Origin of the sequence: Limnobacter sp. UBA3528 (assembly GCF_002377005.1) — a bacterium.
In the GTDB taxonomy this organism is placed as follows: Bacteria; Pseudomonadota; Gammaproteobacteria; order Burkholderiales; family Burkholderiaceae_B; genus Limnobacter.
In genome coordinates this window covers 1-12063 of record NZ_DFOZ01000002.1, presented here as the reverse complement: position 1 = coordinate 12063, position 12063 = coordinate 1, and the positions used below count along the sequence as shown (strand labels likewise).

Annotated in this window: 14 protein-coding genes; 1 reads left to right on the top strand and 13 read right to left on the bottom strand. The window is 48.3% G+C overall.

Features of this window, described 5'->3' with window-relative positions; all coding sequences use genetic code 11:
- Positions 1–29 precede the first annotated feature (29 nt).
- The 5 genes from B4N58_RS01075 to B4N58_RS01055 form a co-directional block, all read right to left on the bottom strand.
- Complete coding sequence (locus tag B4N58_RS01075) at positions 30–527, bottom strand: DUF411 domain-containing protein (RefSeq protein WP_291745051.1); 498 nt, start codon at positions 525–527, stop codon at positions 30–32.
- Between the two features lie 4 nt (positions 528–531).
- Positions 532–1191, bottom strand: coding sequence for a fumarylacetoacetate hydrolase family protein (locus B4N58_RS01070; protein WP_291745049.1), 660 nt, complete (start codon positions 1189–1191; stop codon positions 532–534).
- 69 nt (positions 1192–1260) lie between these two features.
- On the bottom strand, positions 1261–1710 hold the full coding sequence (locus B4N58_RS01065) for a hypothetical protein (protein ID WP_291745048.1): 450 nt from the start codon (positions 1708–1710) through the stop codon (positions 1261–1263).
- Positions 1711–2097: 387 nt separating this feature from the next.
- Positions 2098–2409 (bottom strand): ArsR/SmtB family transcription factor, encoded by a 312-nt coding sequence (locus B4N58_RS01060; RefSeq protein ID WP_291745046.1) that lies wholly within the window; start codon positions 2407–2409, stop codon positions 2098–2100.
- Between the two features lie 38 nt (positions 2410–2447).
- Positions 2448–3581, bottom strand: a complete 1134-nt coding sequence (locus B4N58_RS01055; RefSeq protein ID WP_291745045.1) for an alkene reductase — start codon at positions 3579–3581, stop codon at positions 2448–2450.
- Positions 3582–4017: 436 nt separating this feature from the next.
- Here B4N58_RS01055 and B4N58_RS01050 point away from each other — a divergent pair, with 436 nt between their 5' ends.
- Positions 4018–4992 (top strand): IS1595 family transposase, encoded by a 975-nt coding sequence (locus tag B4N58_RS01050; RefSeq protein ID WP_291745043.1) that lies wholly within the window; start codon positions 4018–4020, stop codon positions 4990–4992.
- A gap of 155 nt (positions 4993–5147) precedes the next feature.
- Here the strand turns inward: B4N58_RS01050 and B4N58_RS01045 are convergent, their stop codons facing one another.
- From B4N58_RS01045 to B4N58_RS01010, 8 genes are all read right to left on the bottom strand, one after another.
- Positions 5148–6137, bottom strand: a complete 990-nt coding sequence (locus B4N58_RS01045; protein ID WP_138517596.1) for a zinc-dependent alcohol dehydrogenase family protein — start codon at positions 6135–6137, stop codon at positions 5148–5150.
- A gap of 49 nt (positions 6138–6186) precedes the next feature.
- Complete coding sequence (locus tag B4N58_RS01040) at positions 6187–7209, bottom strand: zinc-binding alcohol dehydrogenase family protein (protein ID WP_138517597.1); 1023 nt, start codon at positions 7207–7209, stop codon at positions 6187–6189.
- 82 nt (positions 7210–7291) lie between these two features.
- On the bottom strand, positions 7292–8254 hold the full coding sequence (locus B4N58_RS01035; protein ID WP_159569251.1) for an LLM class oxidoreductase: 963 nt from the start codon (positions 8252–8254) through the stop codon (positions 7292–7294).
- 109 nt (positions 8255–8363) lie between these two features.
- Positions 8364–8669, bottom strand: a complete 306-nt coding sequence (locus B4N58_RS01030; protein ID WP_291745039.1) for a putative quinol monooxygenase — start codon at positions 8667–8669, stop codon at positions 8364–8366.
- Positions 8670–8743: 74 nt separating this feature from the next.
- The gene (locus tag B4N58_RS01025) at positions 8744–9913 is read right to left on the bottom strand and encodes an iron-containing alcohol dehydrogenase (protein WP_291745037.1); all 1170 of its coding nucleotides are present in this window, start codon (positions 9911–9913) and stop codon (positions 8744–8746) included.
- 68 nt (positions 9914–9981) lie between these two features.
- Complete coding sequence (locus tag B4N58_RS01020; protein WP_138517601.1) at positions 9982–10587, bottom strand: TetR/AcrR family transcriptional regulator; 606 nt, start codon at positions 10585–10587, stop codon at positions 9982–9984.
- A 369-nt stretch (positions 10588–10956) separates the two neighbouring features.
- Positions 10957–11388 (bottom strand): DUF3293 domain-containing protein, encoded by a 432-nt coding sequence (locus tag B4N58_RS01015; protein WP_291745035.1) that lies wholly within the window; start codon positions 11386–11388, stop codon positions 10957–10959.
- On the bottom strand, positions 11385–12063 hold a 679-nt coding region (locus B4N58_RS01010), incomplete at its 5' end, for a CBS domain-containing protein (RefSeq protein ID WP_291745033.1). The genes B4N58_RS01010 and B4N58_RS01015, both read right to left, overlap by 4 nt.

The window sequence follows — 12063 nt, the reverse complement described above, 5'->3', positions numbered from 1 at the left end:
ATTGCTGAAGACCTGCTTCAGTCAATAAATTATTGAATGGCTTCGTATTTGGTGAATGAGTTTACCTGACCATTAGACCCGATCAGCAACACATCGTATTCAGCACGCTTGTGGGGAAAGTCAGGGTGCTCCATGCCCGGGGAACCCATGGGCATGGCAGGCACAGACAAGCCCACCGCATCTGGTTTCTCCGCAATCAATTTCTTGATGTCTTCAGCGGGCACGTGTCCTTCAACTGCATAGCCAGCCACCTTGGCACTGTGACAACTGCCATATTGCTGAGGCATTCCCAAAGCGGCGCGGAATGAATCGGTATTCTGAACATCGTTCACCTTCACTGTGAAGCCGTTCGACTCCAGGTGCTCGACCCATTCCGAGCAACAACCACAGGTGGGCGTTTTCCAGACCTCGACAAAGTTATCGCCCTGCTGAACAGCCTCTGCCGGTTTTTCGCTGCAAGCTGCCATCAGGCTGGAAGAGGCCAACAGCAATACCGCAAGGCCATGTTTCATTCGAAATTTTTTCATTGAATCAACTCACTTTGAATTCAGTATCGATCAGGCCGGGAAGAATCAAACGCACTTGATCGCCGCCTTTTAGAGGCCCTACGCCCTCGGGAGTTCCTGTGAAAACCAGATCACCCTCCTGCAAGGTAAACAGCTGACTCAAATAACGCACGATAAACGGAATGGGAAACAGCATTTTTCGGACATCGCCGTGCTGCCGAATTTGTCCGTTCAAATGCATTTGAAACTCAATATTGTGTGGGTGCTCAATGTGTTCAGCGGGCACAAACTGTGTCACTGTGGCCGAACAGTCAAAACCCTTGGCCACCGCCCAGGGCAAGCCACCCTGCTTGGCTTTGGTTTGCAAGTCGCGTGCGGTCAGATCAAGGCCAAGGCCATAACCGGCGATGTGTTTCAATGCTTTGTCTTCAGCAATGTTTTTTCCACCCTGCCCCACTAGTAAAACCAGTTCGGCCTCGTAATGCACATCACTTGAGTGTGCAGGCAACACAATCGGTGTTCCCGGCGGGTGCAAGGCTGATGTGGGCTTGATAAACACCACAGGATCTTCCTCGGGTCGATTGCCCAGCTCGGCAATGTGCGCAGCGTAATTTCGACCAATGCAAAAAATATTGCGAACCTGAACTGCTTTGGTTTGCTGAGCCAGCAAGGTGATATGGGGCATGGGAGTTTCCTGGGTAAAAACAGTCAATGCACTTGATTGTGCACCAAGCAGACACCCCGCGCACTGCGATTAAATACCAGCCTCTTTCAAAAAAGGTCCAAAACAGGTTTCAAGCTCGACCTTTTGACACATCATGAATTTTGAGCCTGTTGCGTGCATCACGATGTAGTTGGTGGCCACATTGCCATTGGGCACTTTGTGACCCATGCAATCAGGTTGGTCATTCACCTGCACCACTGTGTCGACCCACTTGTAAAACCCCTGTGAATCAGGCCGCAAGCTAATGTCGTACCGAGTTTGTACCACCTGGCCACCGCTGAGAATTTGAGTGGTTCCATCGGTACGAATGTCATAAATTTCGGAACAGGCTTGTTCAGGCAGATTGATTCGCCACAAGCCCACCAACGGGTGCCCCGGAGGCAATTGGGTTTCAGCGCGCGACATAGTCGCGAAAGCTGCCAAAAAAATACCCAGCAAACCAAACTGATACTTCATACAACCCCTTGCACGACTGCTCATTGCGATCAGCATACTGACGCTTTTCGGGAAGGACAAGCAGGTCGATAAAAAAAGCCTGTGGCCATCACAGGCACACAGGCTCTCAGGGTTGCGGCAATAATGCTTTTATCCCAATCAAAACGGTAGTTCTTATAAACGCCAATTAAATAGCAGTAACCACTTGTTTTAATTAGTTAAAAATTTAAATTAATTAAATTTAGTAAAGTTGCACCCTAAATATTAACTACCATTTGATATAAAAATAGAGTTTGCAAAATTATTTGTAAAGTTAGTAACTTTACATTTTACATTCAATTTTTGACTGCTTCCGGCCCATAGCAGTCATTCCAATTCGAGCTAATCTGGTCTATTTGATTGATTAGAGTTCCGCTAGACATAACAACCTCACTATTCACTTAATACTTCACGTAAGGTAGCTAAAACTTGCTCTACCACCGTCGAGTTACGTTTGTAGTATGTCCATTTACCAACCTTAGTTGATTCGACCAAGTTCGCATCTTGCAACGCTTTCAAACATAATGATGTGGCAGGTTGCGATAGCCCTACCTTGTCCTGAATCAAGCTTGCACACACCCCATACATCTCGTATGGGTAAAGTTGTGTGTAGTCCTTAAACGCCTCATTAGGATTAGCTAACCAAACCAATATTGTACGTCTTGTCGGGTTAGCTAGCATTTTTAATGCTTCATTTAAATCCATCTTACTCTCACCTTATTGCCAGTGGGAAAGCCCACCATTTAAGTTGATAATTGTGTGCTGAATGGATAATCAATGTACCCTGCTTCGCCACCACCGAAAAGGGTATCATTTTGGACCTGATTCAACGATAATCCTTTTTGAATTCGATACGGTAAGTCTGGGTTTGCGATGAATGCTCTACCAAATGCATATAAATCACCGTAGCCTTTTGAATTTACTGTTAGTGCCTTTTGTACGCTATAACGACCCGCATAGATTATCGCACGCTCAAATGTTTTACGTAATTCACTTCTAAATGTTTCAGGCAAGTCTGGGCTGTTGTCCCAATCCGCCTCTGCGATTGATAAATAAGCGATCCCAAGGTCATTCAACATTTTAGCAGCACAAATGTAGGTTTCATGAGGATTGCTTTCTACTAGGCCAAGGTAAACTCGGTCTTCTGTAGTGGTAGCAAACAGTGGAGCGAATCGTACACCTACTCGATTGCGCCCAAACACTTCGATTACAGCTTCAGTTACCTCTTTTAAAAAGCGTAGTCTATTGGGTAGCGAGCCACCATATTCATCAGTTCTGTGATTCGTATGCTCAGATATGAATTGATTTAGCAGATAACCGTTAGCTGAGTGAAGTTCAACGCCATCAAATCCAGCCAACTTTGCGTTTTTAGCAGCTTGACGATATAAGTTAACTAATTCTTTAACTTCTTCTGTTGTCAGTTCACGAGGCATGCTTGGTTCAACCAAAGAACCCTCACCTAGACCTGTCTCAATGAACACCTTTACAGACTTCGCCTGAATGGCTGAAGGTGCAACTGGTGCATCTCCGTTTGGTTGTAACTTGCAATGTGATACTCGGCCAACATGCCAAAGTTGGCAAAAAATAACTCCACCACTTTCGTGTACAGCGTTCGTTACTTTCTTCCAACCTTCTATTTGCTCCTCAGAATGTATACCTGGTGTCCAAGCGTAACCTTGACCACGCGCCTCAATCTGTGTACCTTCTGTAACCATGAAACCTGCAGTAGAGCGTTGTTTATAGTAACTTGCCATTAATTCATTAGGTACATTTCCTGGCTGAGTGCTACGGCAGCGAGTTAATGGCGGTAATACAATCCGATTGGGTAAAAACAAGTCGCCTAATTGGACTTTTTCGAATAATGACGATACGTTCATATATGCCTCTTTAATTTAAGTTGCATACATTGTAACATTTAAATGTATAAATGTTAAGAGTTGTTTTGAATATATATGAAGTTCAACTATGGGTCATATATGCTCATAAATAAAAAGTAGAATTAAGATTGCTGATACAGTCAGAAAGTCATCGCGGAATCCATTTTCGACCTTCATAAAACCCAATCCCGGAATAAAGTTAAAATAGCAGTTCAAATACTCCTAATATCCTTAAACTGAAAAGTAGACAGGATTAAGCTGACTTTCTCTTTAGAATTATATGAGCTGTTAGAATAACCGACTCTAATCGTCCCTTAACTGACCTTCAACAGTTGAATGCATGAGCACCGTCAGGCGTCCCGCTAAAGGGTTAGCTGTGTTAGCAATTCGTGTTGATTAGCGGTATAGTTTTGGTATCCAACTACCACAATCATCTATGAAATCAGATGCTTTTGCTGCCTTACTTGATTCCTTGAGCACGCTCACACCCAGCCAAAGAGAGCAGGTAGAGGAACGGTTGCTTCAAATAAGTGGGAGAAATAAGGTTCAGGAGATTGTTCAGGGGCTACGACCATCTGCCTGCACCGCCTGCGGCTCAGTGAATTTGGTCAAAAATGGCACTGCCAGGGGTATGCAGCGCTATGTTTGCAAGGACTGCAAACACACCACAAACCCAATCAGCCACAGCCCCATTGCTCGACTTCATAAAAAAGACAAATTTCAGGCGTATGCGAAGTGCATGGCGGCGGGTTTGCCTTTGCGTGAAACCGCTCGGATTGTAGGCATCGCGCTATCTACAGCCTTTCGCTGGAGACATCGCTTCCTCCAGTCTGTTGTTGCTCACCAGCCTGAAGTCATTGAAGGAATTCTCGAAGTCGATGAGACCTATTTCCGTATTTCTCACAAGGGGCAGCGTGGTCTCGATGAGCCACGCTCAAATGGAAGCACCAAGGGGCTTGGTAGGGGTCGTTCACGCAAGCATTGGCAAGCGGTATTGGTGGGCCGAGCAAGAGGCACGCCACTCACATTGGATGCAGTAATGCCCTCTATGAGCCGCTTCGAAGTTGAACAAGCTCTCGCCAGGCACTTGGACCCCAATCAAACTATCGTATGCTGCGATGGCAGTACATCGTTTGAGAATATTCCCACAAATCTGAAAGTGCCTATTAAGGTGGCGGTTGCAAGCTATAAATCGCCTGATAAGTGCCCCACATATCACGTTCAGAGTGTCAACAGCTATCACTCGGAACTGAAAAAATTCATAAATAGAGACCTAAAAGGCGTAGCGACTAAGAATCTTCCCCACTATTTAGCATGGAAAAGGCTATTAAAGTGGGAAAAAGAGGGTCTACTACCTGAAGATTACATCCGTTCTGCTATCGGTTTGCAGGTCATCAATACGAAACGCTAACAGAGCCAAAGGGTTAGGGTGAGCTTGCTAAACAAAATCCACCATTAACGCCCCCAGATTCTATGTTTGTATACTTTCATCGTGGAGGCTTCATTTCGGCACTCAAACGTGACTGCCCAACCGACTGCAAAGCGCCTATGCAGTTGCTAATAGCGCTAAACTGTCACCACAATTTTGCCGATCTGCTGGTTGGATTCCATATAGCGGTGTGCTTCGACAATCTGCGCTAGCGGAAAGGTTTTGGCCACCAGCGGTTTCAGCTTGCCTTCAGTCAGCCCTTGCACAATGAAGGCTTTGGCGCGTGCCATGCGTTCAGGATGAGTGCTGATTTCAAATAGGGTATACCCGCGTATGGTTAATTGCTTGGCGAGCACGGGGAACAGCGGCAATGGCGTCGGCTCTGTACTTAGCGCGCCATACTGGAAAATAATGCCGCTTTGGGCTGTCGCTTCTGCCAGTTTGCTGATGGTCGGCCCGCCAACCGGATCGAACACCACGCGTGCACCTTTATTATTGGTAATGCGGTTCACTTCGGTCACCAGGTCTTGTTCTTCCGTCGCAATCACATGCTTGGCACCGGCCTTGAGCAAAGCCTCGCGCTTGCTGCTGGTGCGCGTCAAAGCAACAGGAATGGCACCCAGCAGATTAGCAATCTCGATAGCTGCCACACCCACGCTACTGGATGCCGCCGGAATCAGCACAAACTCACCGACTTTGGTATCGGCAAACTCCACCAATGCGCCGTAGGCAGTCATATATTGCATCCAGATGGCGGAAGCTTCCGGCCAAGAAAGTGATGGTGGATGCTTGACCACGGCAAATGCGGGCACATTCGCCAACTCACCATACACGCCATACTGATTCTGCGAAAACGCCGGAACCGTGCTGACCGCATCACCTATCTTGAAATCAGTCACATCCTCGCCCACCGCATTGATTATGCCTGCCGCCTCATAGCCGAGCCTCGCTGGCAGTTGCGGTGTTTCCAGATACTGACCATTGCGAAACATGACTTCGGCACGATTGAGTCCGATGGCATGCACCTTGATCTGCACCTCACCCTTGCCTGGTGAGGCGACTTGTTCATCTGCTATCTGTAATACTTCTGGCCCACCGGTTTGGTGGAATCTGACGACACGTGACATTTTTATCTCCTGATAATGTAAAAAATAGTGTGAAAATACTATTTATAATTTAATGCCAGCCTTTCAACACGATCTTGCCTATGGTGCCACCTGCTTCGAGCTGAGCGTGCGCCTTACGCAGATTGGTAGCATTGATGGGTGATAGGGTTTCATTGAGCGTGGTCTTCAGCACACCCTCATCCACCAGTTTGGCAATGCGGTCGAGGATAAGGTGCTGTTCTGTCATGTCGGCGGTCTGAAACATGGAACGTGTAAACATCAGCTCCCATGCGAAGGTCGCGCTCTTATTCTTGAGCAGATTAAGGTCCACCGGCTGTGCGGTTTCGACAATCGAGCAAATCTTGCCTTGCGGCTTGATGAGCTCGGCCATGACAGAAAAATAGCCATCGGTATCGTTGCAGCAGAAAATATAATCTGGTTGGGGAATGCCGATTTCGCGCATTTGCGTCACTAGGTCATGCTTATGATTGATGACATACTGTGCGCCCAATTCCTGCACCCAGCGTACGGTCTCAGGCCGCGATGCCGTGGCTACCACGGTCAATCCCGCCAGTTTGTTCGCGAGTTGGATGGCAATCGAACCCACGCCGCCCGCACCGCCTATGATAAGCAGGTTTTTATTGCGGTTCTGCGCTATATCAAGCGCAATGCCCAGGCGGTCGAACAGTGATTCCCAAGCTGTCACTGCGGTCAGCGGCAAAGCTGCCGCCTGCTCATAACTCAAGCTCTGCGGCATGTGCCCGACTATACGCTCATCCATGAGCTGGTATTCGGCATTGCAGCCCGAGCGCGTGATGTCACCCGCATAAAACACTTTGTCGCCAGTCTTGAACAGCGTGCAATCTGGCCCGGCTTCGACGACTTCACCAGCGGCATCCCAGCCCAGCACCTTGGGTGTGGTCTCTATCTTGTCCTTGGGTTTTCGCACTTTGGTATCTACCGGGTTAACTGCAATGGCGTGGATCTTGACCAGCAGATCGCGACCGGTAGTGACGGGGATGGGCAATTCGACATCCATCAGCGATTCAGGATCGCTGATAGGTAAATACTTGGTTAATGCAACGGCTTTCATGGCGGCTCCTATTTTTGTAGCGCAGGCGTCCTCGCCTGCGTTTTTTTGATAAGTTGGCAGGCGGGGCGCATGCGCAACAACTTCATATAAATTCCGGTAAAACAAATTCAGCCAACTCCTGCAACACCTCACCGGCCGGACGTTTGCCGTATTTGACGTTGAAAATCATGTGGTCCACGCCGATACGTTTGCTGGCACGCAGATGTACCAGCAGCGCATTCCTGCCGAGTCGGTGACCCAGATGAATAGGCGTTGGTGCTTCGTTCGGGTTATCGGCAAGATCAATAAAATAAGACTGCGTAAACGGTTTATACTGCCCCGGCAATTCCGCTTCAACAGTGTCGCGCCAGCGCTGCACCACCTGCGCCTGCGCTTCTATGCTACGCGGGTAGCTCATCCAGCCGTCGGCATTGCGCGCGATCCAGCCCAGATCCTGCTGACTATGTCCGGTAACTAACAAGGGCACATGCGAAGCTACCGGCTTGGGAATGACATCGGCATGTTGCAGATGGCCAAAGCTGCTACTTATTTGCGGGTAAAACTCTGACCAATATATCTTTAGCAAATCGACCTCTTCGCGAAACATCGCCCCTCGCGACTCAAAATCCACATTAAAGGCTGGGAACTCCACCATCCTATCGCCTGTAGCTATGCCAAGCAGCAAGCGGCCATTGGACAACTGGTCTATGCTGGCGGCGGCTTTGGCGATATGTATCGGGTGGCGCAATGGCAGAATGATGGATGCCGTCAGCAGCGCGATTTCTGTGGTCTGCGCGGCCATATAACCGAGATAAGCCCACGGGTCGAATACCTGGCCGACATCGCCAAAATTCGGGTCGCGCAGCGGCACATCGCGAAAGCCGAGGCTGGAAAAACCGGCTTTTTCGGCAAACTGCGCCAGCGCTACCTGGTTGTGCATGGTCGGCTGGTCGCGCTCGAAGGCCTCGATCGGGAACATGATGCCCAGCGTGAGTTTGCCGCGTTGGAATACACGCTGCCAGCCGCGGTTGGCTGTCGGCGATTGATTTGGATTAGGGGTATACATTCTGCTCACTAAGAAAAAACACTGGCACACCACAAAAGGTAGGAAAGTGATGTGCCAGTGTAGGTCCGAAATAGCCCGGGGAGGAGCTATCTACTTAGCCAAAACAGATTTAAGACTGGCCTTTGACTGCCAGTAAATACACGGTTTCGATTACCGGCATCTCGGTCAGCAAATCTGCGGCATTCGCCATCAGTGCCTCAGCGATTTTCCCGGTCAAATGCGCTTGTCGGCCATGTTCATCCATAAAGGTGTCAAAAATGCCAAAGGTGGCAGGGCCGAATTTGAGTGCGTACCAGGTAGCGGTTTCCGGCTCGTTTTCCACCAGCGGTAGTGCGGATTTCAGAAATGCTTCCAGTGCTGCTTCCTTACCTGGCTTGGCGTGCAGACGTACATACAGTGCTAACTTTTTGCTCATGATTGCTCCTAATAAAAAATAAGTACAAAGGTGCTGAATTCGCGATATCGCGCTTTATCCACCCTATTAAAAATTTAAATGCTGGCTTCCAGCACTTCCCTGCTCTTATCCAGCGTCACATCCTCATGCTCACCGAGTTTTGCCATGCCATGACTTTCAAGTTGCGCCAGCAGGGCAGGAATGGCATCCGCACCGATGTTGTAGGCGGATAAGCGCGTAGGCACGCTGAGGCTCTCGAAAAAAGCGCGGGTATTCTGGATAGCCGCTTCGATGCGAGCATCCTCTGACCCTTCACTGATATGCCAGACGCGCTCGGCATATTGCAGCAGCTTGGCGCGCTTGGATTCGCGACGCACGCTCAACATGGTCGGCAGGATGATAGCGAGAGTCTGTGCGTGATCCAATCCATGAAGCGCGGTAATCTCGTGGCCTATCATGTGCGTCGACCAATCGCTAGGCACACCGGAGCCGATCAAGCCATTCAAGGCCAGGGTGGCGACCCACATGAAGTTGGCCTGAGTGTCGTAATCCTGCGGATTGGCCAGCACCTTGGGACCAACCTCGATAAGGGTCTGTAGCAAGCCTTCGGCAAAGCGATCCTGCACCCGCGCTTCCACCGGGTAGGTCAGGTATTGCTCCATGATGTGGGTGTAGGCATCCACCACGCCGTTAGCCAACTGGCGCGGCGGCAGGGTGTAGCTCTTGCTCGGGTCGAGCACGGAGAACTGTGGAAACACATGCTCACTGGTGAAATAGAGCTTGTCGTGCAAGCCAGATGCGGTTTCGGTGCGTGAAATCACCGAGCCGTCGTTCATCTCCGAGCCTGTCGCAGGCAAGGTCAGCACAGTGCCATAAGGCATGGCCTGTTTCACATTGGCACCTCGCTGGAGCAAAATCTCCCACGGGTCGCCCTCGGCATACACCGCTGCCGCAACAAACTTGGTGCCATCAATCACCGAGCCGCCGCCGACTGCCAGTAGGTAATCCAGCTTGTTGGCCTTGATTTTAGAGACGGCTTTCATGAGCGTTTCATAAGTCGGATTAGGCTCGATGCCGCTGAATTCTTCGGCATAACGCCCGCCCAGGGCAGCTTTGACTTCATCCAGCGTGCCATTCTTCTTGGCGCTAGTGCCGCCGTAAACAATCAATACGCGAGCCTCAGCAGGCACCAGCTTGTCGATTTCGGCGACCTTGCCCTTGCCGAAAGCGATGCGCGTCGGGTTGTAAAAATCAAAATTCAGCATCAAAACTCCTTAAAAATTACAGCTATTAGACCAGTCGGCTAGTGTTCGGATAAATAAAAAGATCGACCTCAAGCAAGTCCCAGTCTCGCTTTCGTGGCATTCATGGCGCATTCCAGGGCTGCACGCGTGCGGCCTACCTTGGTCAAAAGCGTTGCGCCTATCCACATATAGTAGATCTCTGCCGTGACAGTTTTTGCATCGAGGTTGGCAGGGAATTCACCTGTGCGTATACCTTGTTCCACGCAATGTGTGAGGCACGCTATTACCCTGTCGGTGCCATTCTTCAACGTAATACGCATGGATTCGGAAAGATCCGTCACTTCTGCGCTCAATTTAACTACCAGACATTTATCCGTTGTGGCATCACTTGACTGCGTATCCAGCCAGAACTGGAAAAATCCCAGCAGTCGGCTGGAATTAGTGCTGCCGTCATCTTTAAGCATGCGCTCTAACATCTGCAGGTAGTCGTCAAAATAGTCTGCGAGTAAGGCGTCGCCAAACTGCTCCTTTGACTTGAAATAGTGATAGAACGAGCCCTTGGGCACGCCTGCAGTGGAAAGTATCTCGTTGAGGCCGACCGCAGCAAAGCCCTTGCCGAGGATGATGCCCTTGGCTGTATCGAGGATTTGCTGACGCGTATCGCCAGACTTTATGATTGGAAGTTCATTACCCATAGGTGCATTATTGCATTAATTAGACCGGTCGTCTAGTTATGCCATTAAAAAAGCTTTCAATTTACTTTGCGAAAATCTAAAAAGAATTTGCTTGGGAAGAGGATGAATGATAAATCTCTAGTACTTGAAAATTCACAATTCGCTATATAGCCTATATATTTTATATCAATCAAAACGGTTAACATTACCTGCGATCGTTACAAAATCTATAAATAATTGTTTTTATGTATTTTTTCTGACTTTTTGTAAACTTTATAAAGAATTTTTGTCAAATTTCCGAGTGAGAACTGTGCAAAACTTTACAGTTGCTCTGTCACGAGGAAGCTACTATCTATGGCTCAAGCTATGTCAGGCAGGACAGATTTCTACTTATAAGACTAGACGTAACTCAGCCATTCCAGATTCATCGATGAGGACATAGGCATTCTGCTCGAACTGAAGTGCTAGCGAATCTGACTTATCACGACCCAGATTGAATATAAGGAAACCCAACTCTGGACTCCAAATTCCGGCGGGATCTTCTCCCGTGGCATCAACAAATCTAACGTCCAAATTAACGAGTAAATTTAACAGCTCCTTATGTCTTTTAAGATTCTGCCTCATCGAATGAACAACGCTCAGAGGATTAAAGGCCGTAAGCAAAGTGGCCGATGTTGCTTGATTGCGAATGAGTATGTCAGCCATGCAAAGCGAGACTTGGCCTACTTTGAATTCGCATTTTGTGTTTGCAAACGAAATCTTGTAAATCGCCTTGCTGTAAGCATTTATCAAGTCTTCAGAAACTTTTGAATTAACGCTCACTCAACACCCAACAATTTAAGAATACTCGGCATATCGTAAACGGTAACGAGCCCAAGAATATTTTGACCATCTTTTCCAGACTCGGTGATAATTAATGCGTCAATTTCTTGCCCCAAAGTTTTTTGACTTTCAAAAAGATTTGCAACATCAAGTAAAGTAAAAGATCTGGAAATCAGCCTAAAGCCTTCCTTTCCAACTCTATGCTTTAGAACATCCCGGACCTTTATCGAAGGTAAATCGATCAATTGGTTGGGGATTTCTGAAGCCAACCAGCGTGTAACAGTCTCTGCAGTCAAAAGATCGATTACTTTTCCCTCATTAAGCACGGGAACCTGAGAATAACTTCCGTCACGCATCAAAGAAATTGGAATTCGAATTTCATCATCGGGTGTACATGTCCCGACTACCATCTTAAATTCAGGGAAAACTTTTGGAGGATTTGTAAAAGACGCGTACAAACGTTCCAACCTCTCAACGAGACGTTCGCTAGGTTCGACAGCTGGCTCATTAACTTGCCAATCATGCACCATTAGGTTTCGAAGTTCGGCAAACCTTCTCATTTCATTCAACTGTTCGCGTCTTATCTTTCCCGCTCTTTCGGCCGCAATAGCTAGCTTCACAAAGCCATCAAACTCATTTGATCCGCAAGTCTGCGTATTCTGGTCGAAACTGGAC